General features: G+C 52.0%; 14 protein-coding genes and 1 riboswitch. Of the genes, 11 read left to right on the top strand and 3 right to left on the bottom strand.

The features are described from left to right. The first annotated feature begins 7 nt into the window (after positions 1-7). The 8 genes from IEY46_RS27985 (at position 8) to queF (ending at position 9,224) form a co-directional block, all read left to right on the top strand. The gene (locus IEY46_RS27985; protein ID WP_229750597.1) at positions 8-1,300 is read left to right on the top strand and encodes an ATP-binding protein; all 1,293 of its coding nucleotides are present in this window, start codon (positions 8-10) and stop codon (positions 1,298-1,300) included. 9 nt (positions 1,301-1,309) lie between these two features. Beyond that, the gene (locus IEY46_RS27980) at positions 1,310-2,221 is read left to right on the top strand and encodes a response regulator (RefSeq protein WP_188997384.1); all 912 of its coding nucleotides are present in this window, start codon (positions 1,310-1,312) and stop codon (positions 2,219-2,221) included. Positions 2,222-2,599: 378 nt separating this feature from the next. Next, on the top strand, positions 2,600-3,196 hold the full coding sequence (locus IEY46_RS27975) for a TetR/AcrR family transcriptional regulator (protein WP_229750596.1): 597 nt from the start codon (positions 2,600-2,602) through the stop codon (positions 3,194-3,196). A 162-nt stretch (positions 3,197-3,358) separates the two neighbouring features. Beyond that, complete coding sequence (locus IEY46_RS27970) at positions 3,359-6,463, top strand: MMPL family transporter (RefSeq protein WP_188997380.1); 3,105 nt, start codon at positions 3,359-3,361, stop codon at positions 6,461-6,463. 104 nt (positions 6,464-6,567) lie between these two features. Next, positions 6,568-6,612, top strand: a riboswitch (PreQ1 riboswitch). Positions 6,613-6,870: 258 nt separating this feature from the next. Continuing rightward, positions 6,871-7,545 carry a 7-cyano-7-deazaguanine synthase QueC gene (gene queC / locus IEY46_RS27965; protein WP_229750595.1) on the top strand — a complete coding sequence of 225 codons (675 nt, stop codon included), beginning with the start codon at positions 6,871-6,873 and terminating at the stop codon, positions 7,543-7,545. After that, positions 7,542-7,988: a 6-pyruvoyl trahydropterin synthase family protein gene (locus tag IEY46_RS27960; protein ID WP_188997376.1), complete on the top strand. Its 447-nt coding sequence runs from the start codon at positions 7,542-7,544 to the stop codon at positions 7,986-7,988. The genes queC and IEY46_RS27960 overlap by 4 nt, the downstream gene beginning before the upstream one ends. Continuing rightward, entirely contained in the window at positions 7,978-8,706 is a 729-nt protein-coding gene (gene queE / locus IEY46_RS27955; protein WP_188997374.1) for a 7-carboxy-7-deazaguanine synthase QueE, read from the top strand. The genes IEY46_RS27960 and queE overlap by 11 nt, the downstream gene beginning before the upstream one ends. A gap of 17 nt (positions 8,707-8,723) precedes the next feature. After that, a complete protein-coding gene (queF, locus tag IEY46_RS27950) occupies positions 8,724-9,224 on the top strand; it encodes a preQ(1) synthase (protein ID WP_188997372.1) in 501 nt (166 codons plus the stop codon). A gap of 101 nt (positions 9,225-9,325) precedes the next feature. Here the strand turns inward: queF and IEY46_RS27945 are convergent, their stop codons facing one another. Genes IEY46_RS27945 through IEY46_RS27935 form a run of 3 tightly spaced genes read right to left on the bottom strand, consistent with a single transcriptional unit; the run spans position 9,326 to position 12,682 of the window. After that, positions 9,326-10,405 carry a mannose-1-phosphate guanylyltransferase gene (locus IEY46_RS27945; protein WP_188997370.1) on the bottom strand — a complete coding sequence of 360 codons (1,080 nt, stop codon included), beginning with the start codon at positions 10,403-10,405 and terminating at the stop codon, positions 9,326-9,328. Then, complete coding sequence (locus IEY46_RS27940; RefSeq protein WP_188997368.1) at positions 10,398-11,501, bottom strand: glycosyltransferase; 1,104 nt, start codon at positions 11,499-11,501, stop codon at positions 10,398-10,400. The genes IEY46_RS27945 and IEY46_RS27940 overlap by 8 nt, the downstream gene beginning before the upstream one ends. Then, positions 11,498-12,682, bottom strand: a complete 1,185-nt coding sequence (locus tag IEY46_RS27935; RefSeq protein ID WP_188997367.1) for a glycosyltransferase family 4 protein — start codon at positions 12,680-12,682, stop codon at positions 11,498-11,500. Before IEY46_RS27935 ends, IEY46_RS27940 begins: the two co-directional genes overlap by 4 nt. 376 nt (positions 12,683-13,058) lie before the next feature. Between IEY46_RS27935 and IEY46_RS27930 the strand changes: the two genes are divergently transcribed. The 3 genes from IEY46_RS27930 (at position 13,059) to IEY46_RS27920 (ending at position 15,323) form a co-directional block, all read left to right on the top strand. Further along, entirely contained in the window at positions 13,059-14,003 is a 945-nt protein-coding gene (locus IEY46_RS27930) for a DUF1861 family protein (RefSeq protein WP_188997366.1), read from the top strand. 218 nt (positions 14,004-14,221) lie between these two features. Then, positions 14,222-14,656, top strand: a complete 435-nt coding sequence (locus IEY46_RS27925) for a DUF6526 family protein (protein ID WP_188997365.1) — start codon at positions 14,222-14,224, stop codon at positions 14,654-14,656. Between the two features lie 55 nt (positions 14,657-14,711). Next, on the top strand, positions 14,712-15,323 hold the full coding sequence (locus IEY46_RS27920; RefSeq protein WP_188997364.1) for a class I SAM-dependent methyltransferase: 612 nt from the start codon (positions 14,712-14,714) through the stop codon (positions 15,321-15,323). The last annotated feature ends 43 nt before the right edge of the window (positions 15,324-15,366 follow it).

Below are 15,366 nucleotides of genomic sequence, written 5' to 3'. Positions count from 1 at the left end.
AAACCGATTGCCGGAACGAAAACGCCATCAGGCGGAGTGGGCTCAAATGCTTCTGGTTGCCGTTGTAACGGCGATTGCCGGGGAGTTCAAGATTACACCTTTCAGCGGAGAACTGTTTCGGATTGGGCTTGGGAGCAGCGCTTTTCTGCTGTGCCTCCTGCTCATGAGGCAGCTGCCTTATATGCTGACGGGAGTCGTTACAGGCATTACGGTGCTGTGCTTTCGAATGATCATGGATGCGGTGTATGTGGATGATTCGTTCTCCTTTGCAGCCAGTCTGCACAGCCATTTCTCGGCCGGTCTCTATTACATGATTTTTGCTGTGGGGATGGGCCGGATTCAGACCAGGCTGTCCGAATTTCATCCTCTGATTCTGGGCAGCTTTATTACGGTTATTGAATTTATATCGAACGAGCTGGAGCTGCTAACACGCAGTATCCTGTTCGGTTATCCTTACCTGTACTCCGCCCAGTGGCTGCTGCTGGGCGCTACAGCCGTCCTGCGCAGCTATTTTGTGGTGGGACTGTACAGCAGCATTACGATCAACCAGATGAGGGTGGTGCATAACGAACAGCAGAAACGGATGGAGCAGATGCTGAATATCGGCTCCGGTCTGTATGGAGAAGTGTTTTATTTAAAAAAATCAATGGATACACTGGAGCGGATTACAGCCAAAAGCCACAATCTATACGATAGGCTGGGGGAAACCGGGAGTCAGGAGGAACGCCGCGCCATGCTGGAGATTACCCAGCAGATTCATGAAGTGAAGAAGGATTCCCAGCGAATATTGGCAGGCCTCTTAAAGCTGTTTGACCGCAAAACGACAACTGAAATGTCCCTGTCGGAAATCGCCGATTTCGTATTCCGCTCCAACAGCGGCTACAGTCAGATGCTCCGGAAGGATATCCGCATGGAACGGGAGATCAGGACCGATTATGTAACGGACCATTATATCCTACTGCTGACCGTGCTGAATAATCTGGTATCCAATGCTATCGAGGCGATCGATCAGGAGGGGCGGGTGCGCATACGGATCTATGAGGAGAACGCGGAGACGGTAATTGCCGTATCAGATACGGGGGAGGGCATCGCCGAGCAGAACCGTGAAATAATTTTTGAACCCGGCTTCACCACGAAATTCAACCAGTCCGGATATGCGGCAACGGGCATTGGCTTGTCCCACGTCCGGGATATCGTACAGGCATTTGGCGGGAAGCTGCGTTTGCAGCCATCGGAGCAGGCAGAGGACACCACGTTTATTCTGATTTTTTCGACTGATTCGTTGAAAAAAGGAGTGTGAGGATTCAGGATGCTCTCATTTGGCATTGTCGATGATGATTCCGCGAGCCGTCTGATGCTCCAATTCATCATTGAAAAAAGCGGTCTTGGCGAGGTCGTGGTCATGGCGGGAAATGGCACCACTGGCGAGCAGGGCATCCTGATTGCCAAACCGGATGTCGTATTGATCGACCTGCTGATGCCGGACCAGGATGGCATTGAAACGATTTACCACTTGAAGCGGCAAGGCTTTGGGGGCAAATATGTGATGATCTCGCAAATCGAAAATAAGGAAATGATTGGAAAGGCATACCTGGCAGGCATCGAGTTTTATATCCAGAAGCCTATCAACAGGGTGGAAGTGGAAGCCGTATTGTCCAGAGTGCACGAGCAGTGGAGAATCTGCTGTTATCTGGGCGAAATCAAGGCTTCCCTGTCAAAATTGAATAATCTGAATCCGGAGCTGGCCGGCAGCTTCAAGAAAAGGACGAACCGGGAAATTATTCAATCCATTTTGATGGAATTAGGCATTATCGGTGAAGGCGGGAGCAGGGATATTGCGGAGATTATGGAGCATCTGGTTCATTCCCGGCATCCGGAGTCTCTTCCTCCTCTAAAAGAGCTGTACGAAGTCGCGGCCCAGGCCAATAAAGGGATGGGCACTGATATCGAGAAAGAAAGCAAAGCCGTGGAGCAGCGGATCCGGCGTACGGTGATGGGGGCTCTGAGCAACCTTGCCAGCATAGGCCTAACGGATTTCAGCAATCCCAAATTTGAGCATTATGCACCGCTTTATTTTGACTTCCAGGACGTGCGTCTGAAAATGAAAGAGATGGATGAAAGCCTGAAGCCGGACAAAGGAAAAGTCAATATTAAAAAGTTCATGCAGGTGTTTTATTTGGAGGTGCTCGATCGTATAAGGGAGGAGCAGCATCCGGTATAGAGGGCAGAAAGCTGCAGCAGCTGGCCGGCTGCTGCCAACCAGCTCGATCGCGGATACCGATCCCAAGGCTCCGATGAGAATGTCCGTTGAACAAAATGTACTTCGCGATCAACGATGAAGATGAATGAATCAGGGTCAGCCCCGCTTAACAAGCAGGCCGGCCTTTTTTCGTCTTTATATAGCAGGACTGGCCTATTCACAGAGTTTTTCTTTTATGACCGGGAGGGCATCGTTTTATTGTTACATTTCCGTGAACAACCGCCAAAACCCAAGCCGTTCGGAAGGGAGGAAGCTTGCGCACGGATTGGGCGGGCGGTTATAATAACTCTAAATCCAAAAGTGAACGGGTGTTTATTTATGCAGGTTCTCAAGGATGAGATGAAAAAAAACATTTTACGCTCGGCACTGCGGGAATTTAACAGACTGGGCTACAGGGATGCCTCCATGCGCCAAATTGCGGATACGGCGGGCATCACGCCAGGGAATATTTATCGCTATTTTGCGAGCAAAGAAAAGATGCTGCATGAGCTCCTTCAGCCAACCTATGAGCAATTTGTCGGTTATATGCTGGAGATCAAACAGGATCTGGAAGACGTCAGCGCCATGGAGCCGGACAATTCACTTGCGTTTCTCCACAAGATTCAGAGCACGATTGTGCGGCTGTTCAACCAATCGAGCCTGGAGCTCTCCGTACTAATGAACAAGAGCGAAGGATCCCCTTATGAGAATGTGAAGCAGGAGTTGACCACGGTCACCTACTCGATCCTCGAGAAAGCTTTCCACACCTTTCAAAACGGAACCGCTCGGCTTCAGGATGAGGAGAACCAGTCTGCACATATGATAGCGTCGACGATTGTGGAAGGCATGTGTATTATTTTGCGGGAATACGAGGACGGAGATACGATTGAACGGCTGGTGGATGAACTGGTGCGCATCTATTTTACCGGTATTGGCGACAGGATCAACAGAAGCTGAAGGATCATTGTATTTGACCGCTCAGAAGGATTTGGCGATCCTTATCTGATTTATTATTGGAGGAGAACGGGCTTTAGCCGCCTGTAGACGGCAAGGTCCGTCTCTTCCCGACTCAAAAATGAACAGTTGTTTACTAAGAGATTTCGGGAGGAATTGCGGCATATGCAAAAAATGATTAAATGGCGCTGGATTTTATTGATTGTATGGCTCGTGGCCACTGTGCTGCTAACGGTATTTCAACCGGATGTCAATGCCATTTTGCAGGAACGGGGGCAGGATCCGCTCTCCGACAGCAGTCCTTCCAAGAAGGCTGCCTTGATTCTGAAGGAGATGACCGGTACAACCGGGACCAGCGATATTATTGTTTTTCATAACGAGAATAAGCTGTCGGATGAGGATATGAAGGGCATTGAGGCAGGCATTGAAAATATGAAAGCCCATCAGAAGGAGCTTGGATTTGACGAGCTGCTGGACCCGTTCACGCTTCCGGATGCCAAATCGTCACTGGTCTCCGAAGACGGGACGACCTTGATGGCCAGCTTCAGCTTGAACAAGAACGGCCGCGAGGTGGACCTGATCCAGGAGCAGTTCGACGATGTGCTCAAGGATGTGAAGGTCACTTATTATTTAAGCGGCGAGGACTTCATTCAGAACGACTATATTAAAGCTTCTACCGCAGGGGTGGAGAAAAGCGCCGTTCTGACAGTCATTTTCATCCTTGCGGTGCTGATTATTATGTTCCGCTCGGTCATTATCCCATTCGTATCGCTGGCTGCGGTCGGAATTACTTACTTATGCTCGATGGGAATTGCCGCGCAAATTATCGATAAGTTGAATTTCCCCGTTACGAGCGTGACGCAAATGCTGCTCGTGCTGATTCTGTTCGGAATCGGGACGGATTATAATATTCTGCTGTTCAATCGGTTCAAGGAAGAATTGTCGCATGGACGGACCATCGACGATGCGATTATCCATACGTACCGCACAGCGGGCAAGACGATTCTCTACAGCATTCTAACCGTATTTATCGCATTCGCGGCTTTGAGCTTCTCGAATTTCGGCATATACAAATCTGCGAATGTGGTGGCGATCGGCACGGTCATCCTGCTGCTGGAAATCGTCACGCTGACTCCTTTTTTAATGAAGGTATTGGGAACCAAATTATTCTGGCCATCGAAGAATGTGGCAGCCGGACATAAAGAAAGCCGCTTCTGGGCAAGCCTGACGGCTATTTCCGTCAAGCATCCCGTTGTGGTCACACTTGTCACTGTCGCTCTTATGATTCCGGCGGTTATGTTCAGCTCGCAGAAGCTGTCCTTTGACCAGCTTGGCGAGCTGGGCGACGGGTATCCGTCCACCAAGGGCTTCAATATCGTAGCGGAGCATTTCAGCAAGGGCCAGGCGCTGCCGACAACCGTTGTGATCAAGGACGGCAATGCGCTCAACACGAATGAGGCGCTGGGGGTTGTAGACAAACTGACCGGCAAGCTCAAAGGAATCGAAGGCATTAAGCAGGTGGTAAGCGTCACGCAGCCGCAGGGCGAGGAAATTGACGAGTTCTACATCAGCAGCCAGACGCAGAGCGTAACCGAGGGAATAACCGCATCCAAGGACGGGGTCGATCAGATCCATGACGGCCTGCAGCAGATGCAGGACGGGCTGCAGAGTCCGGATTTCTCTGATGTTGAGCAGTTGGTGACGGGCACCGGGGCGGTTCAAGAAGGGTATGTCCAGATCACCGACGCATTGGGCAAGGTCGCTTCCGGCATGAGCCAGGGCGCGGATGGAGCGGGAGAGCTGAAGCAGGGCATAACCTCCCTGAAAGCCGGGCTCAAGACCGTGGCTGCGAATACGGCCAAATTATCTGACGGCTTAAGCGCGCTGCAAGGCGGATATAAGTCGCTGGCGGACGGTTATTCGAAGCTGGAGGGCCAGATTCCCGGCATCCAGCAGGGGCTTGGCGGAATGAACGGGCTGATCAGCGGGCTGGGAGCCAAATACAGCGAGCTGGGCGAGGATCAGGATTATTTGACCCTCAAGAAGACGGGAACGGAGCTTGAAACCGGCATTGCCCAGCTGGGCGGCGGTCTCAAGGAACTGAACAAAAGCTATGTGAAATTGAATGCCTCCATGAATCAGTCGGCTGGCGGGCTGAAGCAGATTTCCACCGCGCAGTCGCAGATGGTAGCCGGGCTTGCCGCTCTGGAGAACGGCGCAGGCAAGCTGACGACCGGTCTGAAGGAAGGGAGCTCGGGCAGCAAGGAAATCGCCGCCAACATGAAGAAGCTTAATGCGGCCCTGGCTGACGTTAAGGATGGGCAGCAGCAGCTTAACAGCGGGCTGTCCCAGCTCTCGGGCGGCATGGAGCAGCTTAAGGACGGTCTGGGCCAAAGCGGAAACGGGCTGGGCGATATCTCGGACGGGCTGGGCAAGACAGGCGAATTCCTGACGCAGCTGCAGTCGTCCCGGACATTCTTCATCCCCCGCGAGGCATTGGAGAGCGAAGATTTCAACAAAGCGGTGGACAACTTCATGTCCAAGGACCGCAAAACGACCAAGCTCCTTGTCATTCTCGACAACGATCCGTATTCCCCGGCAGCAATGGATACGATTGAGCAGATCAATCAGGAGCTGGCAACGAGCCTGAGCGGTACCGTACTTGCGGATGCGCAATATGGGGCGGCAGGGCCAAGCTCCACCACCTACGATACGAACAAGGTGCAGCTGGAGAGCTTTAACGGAACGGCTGTTATCGTTATTATCGGGGTTTTCCTTGTACTCCTGCTCGTTATCCGCTCGGTTCTGCCGGCGATTTACATCATTTTGTCCCTGATCGCTTCCTATTACGTTGCGATGACGGCAACCAATATTGTCACTCATTACATTATCGGGGTCGATGGGGTATCTTCCTTTGTTCCATTCTTCTCCTTCATCGTGATCATTGCGGTGGGCGTGGATTACAGCATCTTCCTGATGATGCGCTATAAGGAGGAGGGTGTTATGGACCCCGGGGCGGCGATCGTCCAGGCTGCCAAACACATCGGCGGGGTCATCATCTCGGCCATGGTTATTCTTGGCGGAACCTTCGCCACGCTGATCCCGTCAGGCCTTGTCCTGTTGGTGGAACTGGCGAGTGCCGTCATTGTCGGTCTGGTCGTGCTGTGTTATGTTTTCCTTCCTATGCTGCTTCCTGCCCTTCTCGTCCTTCCGGACGCCAGGAACAGGAAGAAGGCGAAAGACGAAGGCAAACCGCTGCGCATGCAATAAAAAAGAGGCTGGAAGAGGATGTCATTGTACCCTTCCGCTGATAAGTGCTACAATAACAGCAACAGCATATAATTCCACTGCATGCCCGTTCGAGAATCGCGGCAGTGGGAGAGGTTCTAGCAACACCCTCTATAAAAAACTAAGGAAACGGTACCTCCTAGGTGCAATGTCATTAAGTTATCCTTATCTTAATGACATTGCACCTTGGGGTACCGTTTTTGTGATCTTATAGAATTTATAAGTCTCACTCTTAGAAATTTCTATAAGATCTAAGGGAAGAAGCTTGCTTTGTCGCCAGAGGACAGCGCAGCCGTTTCTTCTTGTATGATCCTTTTCGAGTGGCAAGAGGGGTGTCCTAGAGTCTTTTATGCTTAACAGCTCTTTTTAGAGAGCGACAGCAGGAGAGGATGAACAGGATGAACAACAAGAAAGCCATGGTCGTATTCAGCGGGGGGCAGGACAGTACGACTTGCCTGTATGACGCGATGGGGCGCTTCCGCGAGGTGGAGGCGGTGACCTTCGATTACGGACAGCGGCATAAGCTGGAGTTGGAATGTGCAGCGCAAATTGCATTGGAGCTCGGTATCCGTCAGCATGTGCTGGATATGTCCCTGATCAGTCAACTGGCGCCAAATGCGCTGACCCGAAACGACATCGCCATCGACCACAAGGAGGGAGAGCTGCCTTCGACATTTGTGGACGGGCGCAATCTGCTGTTCCTCTCCTTTGCGGCTGTGCTGGCGAAACAGAGGGGTGCGCGGCATATCATAACCGGTGTCAGCCAGTCGGACTTCAGCGGCTACCCGGATTGCCGCGATGTGTTCATCAAATCACTGAATGTGACCTTGAATCTGGCCATGGACTATGAATTTGTGATCGAGACACCGCTCATGTGGCTGACCAAAGCACAAACCTGGCAGCTGGCGGATGATCTGGGCGTGTTCGATCAGGTGCGCGAACAGACATTAACCTGCTACAACGGCATTATCGCATCGGGATGCGGGGAATGTCCCGCCTGTCTGCTGCGTGCCAAAGGCCTGCAAGAATACGAAACGGCCAGAAAAGGGGGGAGGCGCTTATGATTCAACAAATCTATCCGTCTGCCGTTCACCCCTTCCAATATGAATTGAACAAGGATATGCAGTTTGCCGCCGCCCATTATGTTCCCGGTCCCGGGGCGGGACAATGCGGACATATGCATGGCCACACGTATTTCGCGAATGTCACGATTGCCGGCAATCAGCTGGATGAGAACGGGTTTCTCGTCAATTTCGCAGACGTCAAGAAACTGATTCATGACCGCTTTGATCATACCGTGCTCAATGAGCATACGGCATTGTTCAACGATCAGGATCCGCGCCGCTATCCCACTACGGAAAATGTCGCCCGGACCCTGTACGAACTGGTCCAGGATTTCCTTGACCAGACACCGGCCAGGCCGCGCTGCGTACAAATTTTTCTGCGGGAGACGCCGACAAGCTACATCGTGTTCCGCCCCGCTGCGGGAGGGACGTATGGATCATAGCCGGTTTCCAGTCATTGAAGTATTTGGTCCTACCGTTCAGGGCGAGGGAATGGTTATTGGCCAGAAGACCATGTTCATCCGTATGGCTGGCTGCGACTATCGCTGCTCGTGGTGCGATTCCGCCTTCACCTGGGATGGCTCGGGCAAGGCGGATATCCGAATGCTGAGCGCCGCAGAAATCGTTGATGAGCTGCGTACTATAGCCGGCGACACCTTCTCTCATGTCACGGTTTCCGGAGGCAATCCGGCGCTGCTGCCCCGCCTGGGCGAGCTGATCAGCCTTCTGCACGCCAGCGGAACTGCTGTCGCCCTGGAGACACAGGGCAGCATCTGGCAGGAATGGTTCCTGGATATTGACGAGCTTACGTTATCTCCCAAGCCGCCAAGCTCCGGCATGACGACCGATTGGAGCGTGCTGGACGTTATTGTGGACGGGCTCACTGACGAGCGGAGGAGCTTCAGCTTGAAGGTTGTGGTATTTGATGAAGCAGATCTGGCGTATGCCCGCAGCATCCATCACCGCTATACAGCGACGCCTTTCTATCTTCAGGCAGGCAACGGGGATGTAAGAGAGCAGGATGGGAATCTCCTGCTGCACATGCTGCTGGACAAATACAAGTGGCTGGTGGAGCAGGTCATGAGCTCGGCCGAATTTAAGAACGTGCGGGTGCTTCCGCAGCTTCACGCCTGGCTGTGGGGCAATAAGCGGGGATATTAAAGGGGGGAGACCTATCAATGACAAGAAGCAAAGAGGAATTGAAGCAGCAAGGCATCCATCTCCTCGGCAATCAGGGCACGCAATATCCGTCCACCTATACGCCTTCGATATTGGAGAGTTTCGACAACAAACATCCCTATCGGGACTACAGGGTGAAATTTAATTGTCCGGAGTTCACCAGCTTGTGTCCGATTACAGGACAGCCGGATTTTGCGACGATTACGATCGCGTACATTCCCGATTTGAAAATGGTTGAAAGCAAATCACTTAAGCTCTATCTGTTCAGCTTCCGCAATCATGGCGATTTCCATGAGGACTGTATCAATATCATCATGAATGATCTTATTGCGCTGATGCAGCCCCGCTATATTGAGGTTTGGGGAAAGTTCACGCCACGGGGAGGCATTTCCATCGATCCTTACTGCAATTATGGACGCCCTGGGACCAAATATGAAGAAATGGCGGAGCAGCGCATGCTCCACCACGATTTGTATCCCGAGAAAGTGGATAACCGCTGACGCCAAAAAACTCAAGTCCAGGCATCCCATTTAACGGTATCGCTGCCAAGAAACATTCAAAACCCCCGGAAGCAAGTGCTTCGGGGGTTTTGGGTATTGTTCTACATATATTCCGTCATGCCCTTCTCTTTGAGCATGTCGACAATTTCCTTGACGGACTGGGCCCTGTCCTTGGGACAGACCAGCAGCGCGTCACCTGTATCGGCGATGATCAGGCCGTCGATCCCGATTGTAGTAATGAGCCGGCCGTTGCCGTAGATAATCGAATTCCGGGTATCAATCCCCATGTAATTCGCCTTCACAATATTTCCTTCCTCGTCCGGAGGGAATATGGAGCCCAGGGCATCCCAACTGCCGATATCATTCCAGCCAAAATTGCCGGTCAAAACAACGACGTCATCGCTGCGCTCCAATATCCCGTAATCAATCGAAATATTTTGCAGCGTCGGATAAATCCCGCTGAGCACCGCCGCTGCTTCGCTGCTGCCCAAATGATCGCGAAGCGGGAGCATGGTTTTGTACAGCCGGGGCAGGAAACGTTTGAAATGTTCAATGATGACGGAAGTTTTCCAAATAAACATGCCGCTGTTCCACAAATAATTGCCGGAGGAGAGGTAGGACTGCGCCTTCTTGAAATTAGGCTTCTCAACAAATTCGCTGACCTCATATACAGCGGCAGGACGGGTCATAAACGGCTTGCTCTCATAACAGATATAACCATAGCCTGTTGAAGGGAAGGAGGGCTTGATGCCGATGGTGACGATTTTGTCGGTCTCTATCGCTACCGTACAAGCTTCATCCAGTGTTTCCCGGAACTGGTCCTCGCTCGTGATGTGATGATCGGATGGCAGAACCACCATTAACGACTCGCCCTGGTTTTTCTCGAGGAAAAATGCGGCATAGAGAATACTGGCCGATGTGTTCCGGGCCACCGGCTCGATCAGAATATGGCTCTTGGGCACGCTGCTGTGCATGATGCTCTCCAGCAGCACCGCCTGAGAGCGGTTGGTGACAATGACCGTGTGTTCCAGTGGAATAATGCCCTTGAACCGCTTAATCGTCTCATTGAGCATAATGTCGTTGCCGCTGATGTTCAGAAACTGCTTGGGCGTTTCCTGCCTCGACAGCGGCCAGAACCGGGTGCCGCCTCCGCCTGCCAGTATCGTGACGAATTTATCCATAATGGGTCACCAGATGAGCGATGTTGTAGGAGATGATACTTTCCGAGCCCTGGTTCAGGTTCAGGCCGCTTGCGTGAATGCCGTCATAACAGCCGCCGGTTTGCGGATCGATTAAGGAGACATTCAGCGAGTTATGACCGACATACCATTCATAGCACAGGGCAGCTTTCTTCAAATAAGAGGCATCCTCCAGCACGCTCGCCGCTTCCTTGCAAGCAAGCAGCATTTCGCAGGCCTCAATAGGCTGCTCGTCGTAAGGGGCTGCCTCACCTTCTCTGAGCTGCCAGCCGTGGCTGCCTATCGGCTTGAAATAGCCTTCGGGCGAGAAGGTGCGGGAGGAGAGAAAGTCCAGGCTCTCCTTGGCTGTCTGCCTGAAATCGGCTCTGCCGCTGACGCTTGCCGCTTTGAACAGGGCCCAGGGGAGCATGGCATTCCCGTAAGTAAGACTGTCCTCAAACCAGTTCCAGCCGCTGCCTTTGTTGCTGCGGTATTGATCCTGCATCCGGTCGGCCATGTCTTCAATAAGCTGGGCAATATCGGAGCTGGGAAGAAATGCCTTCGCCTCGCCGCTGTTCTCCGAGAAGGGATAAGGAAACGAATAGGCGCAGGCGCGGGGAGTTTCCAGCAGGAAACTGAGTCCCACCATGGCATAAGCGCCAGCGCGTGGAGAACCGAGCGTTCGCACATGAGGCAAAGACATGCTGATCATATGTCGGCAGGTGTTCTGCAGATTGTCGGGCACGCAGGATTGCGATAGCGTGAAGCCAAGCGCCCACAGCGTTCTTCCCTGACAGTCCTCCGAGCCCCGCTCTTCCATGAAGAAACGGTTATAATCCATGAAATTACGGAAATTGCCGTCGGGGTTCTGGGCATGATGAATAAAGGAAATGTAGGTTTGGATCAGGTCCAGGGTTTTGGGATCTTTATGGATGCTGTACATCATGACCGCGGCAATCAGAGCCCTTGCATTATCGTCCGTGGTGTAGCCTTTGGAACGGTCCGGTACACCGTACTTGGTGTGTTGGAATATGCCTGTGTCGTCGGTTAATCGGCGCATGTAAGGGGACTGGGTTTGCGGAACGGTCTGTATATTCATTTAATCACACTCCTGTTGGATTGGGTTGCGGCGCTTGTAATGCTTTCCTGGAAGAGCGCTGCATAACGTTTGGCGATTTCGCTCCACATCATCGTTTTTCCCAGTTCAAGGGTGCGGACTTCCATATCGGCAATCAGGGCAGGATTCCCCAGCAGCAGGAGGATCGCTTTCTCCAGTGAGGCGGAGTCGCGGAAGTCAGCCAGAAACCCTCTTCCGCCTGCAAGCATCTCGGTGGCGTAGCGGTAGGGGGTCGAGACGACGACTCGTCCATAACCGATACCGTAAGCGAGCGTTCCGCTGACAGCTTGATCCTTCCCCAGATACGGAGTCATATAGATGTCCGACATGACCAGGGATTGAATGACTTCCTCCTGTGTTAACAATCTGTCAACGAACAGCACATTATCAACAAGTCCAAGCTGCTCAACCAATGCCGTCAGCTTCTGCCGGTAGACTTCTCCGACTTCCCGCTTCACGACAGGATGCGTTTTGCCCCAGATAATATAGAGGGACTCGGGATGGCGGGCTACCACGCCTTGCATCGCTTCTATGCCATATTCAATCCCTTTGCCCGGGCTGAGAAACCCGAAGGTAGAGAGGATCTTTCGTTCAGCGAAGCCATATTGCGCTTTAAGCTCCCGTCTTGATTTCGTCTCGACACGGGGTACCCCATGGTGGACAAAAGCGATTTTATCTTTATCGATGCCGTATATCGCCTGCAGATCCTGTACCGTGGATTGGGCCATCGTAATGACTTTGATACTGCTTTGGGCAAGCTTTTGCATAATATGGCGCTGTTTGGGACTGGGAACCGTTAATACGGTATGAAAGACAACCAAGTAGGGAATATTTAATCTCTCGACGAATGAAAGGAGATACTCGCCGCTTTCTCCGCCGTAAATGCCGAATTCATGCTGGATCACAACCAGTGTGGTGTCCGAGCGGTTAAGAAAGTCGGCGGCTTCCAGGTAATCCGGCAGGCTATGCTGGTCGATCTGGCCTATCACTTGATCGTTATACCTATAGGACTCATTGTCATTGACAGCGATGATCCGCGGTGGATTAAACTCGGGGATAGCTGAGAATTGGTCCAATAGATCTTGGGTGAATGTGGCGATTCCACATTCCCTTGGCAGGCTGGTGCCCAGAAAGACAACATTGTTACCGTAGGTTTTGTTCATAAAAAGTGCCCCCCTATTTTGTGGTTCATTGAAATTGGAACAAAAAAAGAAAATAAAAAGGTTCTTTATTTTCCGAAAAATCAGAGGGTATTTTTTTAAAATATTTGAAAGCTGGAGTTCCCTGTGGCTTCGCCTATAGTTCAGAAGGTGAAAATCTTTTGCGCCGGAAGCCGGTTTAGCCGTTTCCTCTGGCCATTTTCCGAATATAAGGAAGTATAGGGTTCATCCATACGTGACGAATATTTTTAAGAAGGATGCTGAACGCTTTGGAGGCTGCTTCCCTTCTTAAAGCCTGGCATGACTATAATGGCGATTCACATCAGGAGAAAAATGAATGATCATTAACAAGATATGAATGATCACCAGGAGAATATGAATGATTATTAAAAAAACAAGAGCGGAAACCGCCGGGCAGCTGCTGTCCAAGTTCTATGACGAGCCGCGAATCACGAAAGTTGAGAAACTCGTGTTCGCCGGCGTTGGCGGACGTGATGTATACAATATTACAGCTCCTTTCCACTATGACGGGGAAGACGTCATCATGGGCAGAGTAGAGGAGCGCGACAGCGAATTCTCGCAGGTTTTCTTCTTCACGCAAAGTGCGGATCGCGTGTGGAGTCCCAGAGCACATACCCATACGTATAACCTGCAGGATCCGTGCGTGACCTGTATTAAAGGGGAGCTGGTGGTTGGCGGGGTGGAGGTCATGACAGCTGCTGACAACCCCCATAGAATTATTTCGTGGGCGACCCAATTTTATCGTGGAACCCACATCGATTCCCTGTGCCATTTTTCTTCCGGACCGCGCAACATGAAAGACATCCGCCTGATTGAGCTCGCCGATGGCCGGATCGGCGTATTTACCCGGCCTCAGGGTTCCCGCGGCGGAAGAGGCCAGATTGGGTTTACGATTATTGAATCCCTGGATGATCTTAACGAGCAGGCGTTCCGGGATGCGAAGATTCTTCAGGATCAATTCGTCGCCGAGGAGTGGGGGGGCGCCAATGAAGCTCATTTGCTCAGGAATGGGCTTATAGGCGTACTTGGGCATATTGCCTGCTTCGATGAAGAGAGTAACAAGCATTATTATTCCTGCACGTTTGCCTTGAATCCCCTTACTTGCGAGAAAACGGCGATGAAGATCATTGCCGTCCGCGGCGACTTTCCAGTCGGTCCGGGTAAGCGCCCCGATTTGGAAGATGTCATCTTCAGCGGCGGGCTGGTGCGTCTCCCCGGGGGACGTGCCATGCTATCCGTCGGCGTCAGCGACGCCGAGGCTTACCGGATCGAGATTCCCGACCCGTTTAATGAATACGAATAAAGGTACAGGCCGCTCATGCATAGGGGCGTCTTTGTACAACCTTCATCAAAACGAGTCTTCCCGCAGCTGACGGACGGCTCGTTTTTTTTGCCCGCCGACGCATACGATTTAGCCATGTCCTTATCCGAAAAATCTCCCTTTCGGGGAGGTTGGGGTGGTATGATGGAAAGTGTGGGTAATCAGTAAGGAATGATACATATTTGAGGAGGATGCCGTTAATGGAGGGACAGAACAAAGGGAAGACGCTGCGCCTTGATTGGTCTTATCATTTCGTAACCCTGCCGCTTGCCATGGTCGTATTCATCTGGTCCATTGTTTATCTGATTCAGGCGGTCCGGGATGAAAGCCAGGTTTCGCTTGCCCTGCTGCTGCTCCTGTTTTCTCTATGTCTGGTGTTCGCAGTCACAAGAATCCGCATATATGCGACCAAAACGCAGGACCGTATCGTGCGTATGGAGGAACAGTTCCGGCATCACCGGTTAACCGGCCGGGTCCTGGATCCCAAGCTCTCGCTGTCCCAGATCATTGCGCTGCGAAATGCCGGCGATGATGAGTTTCCCGCCCTTTGCGAAAGAGCGGTAGCGGAGAATCTGAAGCCGGCCGATATCCGGGCGGCGATCAGGAATTGGCGGCCGGATTCGATGAGAATTTAAGCGCATGGCTCTTCCCCTCCCGGGAGACCAAGGTTGAAGAACAGGAGACAACGGCATGAATGTGCAGGAACAGTTCGGCGATATTGACATCTATCTGTTTGACCAGCTGCTGAAAGGACGCATAACAAAAGAAATGCGGATTCTCGATGCCGGCTGCGGCTCGGGGCGCAATCTAACCTATTTGATTCGCAGCGGGTATGATGTGTATGCCATAGACCGCTCCGAAGCGGCAATAGCCGCTGTCCGGGAACGGGGAGCGTTGCTCTCGCCGCAATGGCCGGTCGGGCAAGCCAATGTCGAAACGGTGGAGCAAATGCAATTTTCCGATCGTTTTTTTGATTTTATTATCAGCAGCGCAGTTCTGCATTTTGCCCGCAACGAGACCCACTTCAGCCAGATGCTGCATGAGCTGTGGCGGGTGTTGAAGCCCGGGGGGAGACTGTTCATCCGGCTGGCCACCTCCATTGGCATCGAGAACAAAATCAAACCGCTTGGCGAAAGCCGCTTTGAGCTTCCGGACGGAAGCACGCGTTTTCTCATGGATGAGGAGAGAATCATGAGCTATACAGCCTTGCTTGCGGGAGTGCTGTTCGAACCGCTGAAAACCGTACAGGTAGCGGGTTTGCGCTCTATGAGCACATGGTGCATCCAGAAACAGCCGGAATAAGAAACGTTAAACGCAAGGACAGCAGAATCGCTGTCCTTTTTTT

The sequence above is a fragment of the Paenibacillus nasutitermitis genome, assembly GCF_014641075.1.
GTDB classification, from domain to species: Bacteria; Bacillota; Bacilli; order Paenibacillales; family Paenibacillaceae; genus Paenibacillus_Z; species Paenibacillus_Z nasutitermitis.
The sequence above is the reverse complement of the archived record's forward strand: the minus strand, read 5'-3'. Positions and strand labels throughout refer to the sequence as shown.

Bases quoted from the DNA above. Each gene is read 5' to 3' on its own strand.
- IEY46_RS27980 (WP_188997384.1), top strand. From the start codon at position 1,310: ATGCTCTCATTTGGCATTGTCGATGATGATTCCGCGAGCCGTCTGATG.
- IEY46_RS27970 (WP_188997380.1), top strand. From the start codon at position 3,359: ATGCAAAAAATGATTAAATGGCGCTGGATTTTATTGATTGTATGGCTC.
- IEY46_RS27930 (WP_188997366.1), top strand. From the start codon at position 13,059: ATGATTATTAAAAAAACAAGAGCGGAAACCGCCGGGCAGCTGCTGTCC.
- IEY46_RS27925 (WP_188997365.1), top strand. From the start codon at position 14,222: ATGGAGGGACAGAACAAAGGGAAGACGCTGCGCCTTGATTGGTCTTAT.
- IEY46_RS27975 (WP_229750596.1), top strand. From the start codon at position 2,600: ATGAAAAAAAACATTTTACGCTCGGCACTGCGGGAATTTAACAGACTG.
- IEY46_RS27960 (WP_188997376.1), top strand. From the start codon at position 7,542: ATGATTCAACAAATCTATCCGTCTGCCGTTCACCCCTTCCAATATGAA.
- queC (WP_229750595.1), top strand. From the start codon at position 6,871: ATGAACAGGATGAACAACAAGAAAGCCATGGTCGTATTCAGCGGGGGG.
- queE (WP_188997374.1), top strand. From the start codon at position 7,978: ATGGATCATAGCCGGTTTCCAGTCATTGAAGTATTTGGTCCTACCGTT.
- queF (WP_188997372.1), top strand. From the start codon at position 8,724: ATGACAAGAAGCAAAGAGGAATTGAAGCAGCAAGGCATCCATCTCCTC.
- IEY46_RS27935 (WP_188997367.1), bottom strand. From the start codon at position 12,682: ATGAACAAAACCTACGGTAACAATGTTGTCTTTCTGGGCACCAGCCTG.
- IEY46_RS27920 (WP_188997364.1), top strand. From the start codon at position 14,712: ATGAATGTGCAGGAACAGTTCGGCGATATTGACATCTATCTGTTTGAC.
- IEY46_RS27940 (WP_188997368.1), bottom strand. From the start codon at position 11,501: ATGAATATACAGACCGTTCCGCAAACCCAGTCCCCTTACATGCGCCGA.
- IEY46_RS27945 (WP_188997370.1), bottom strand. From the start codon at position 10,405: ATGGATAAATTCGTCACGATACTGGCAGGCGGAGGCGGCACCCGGTTC.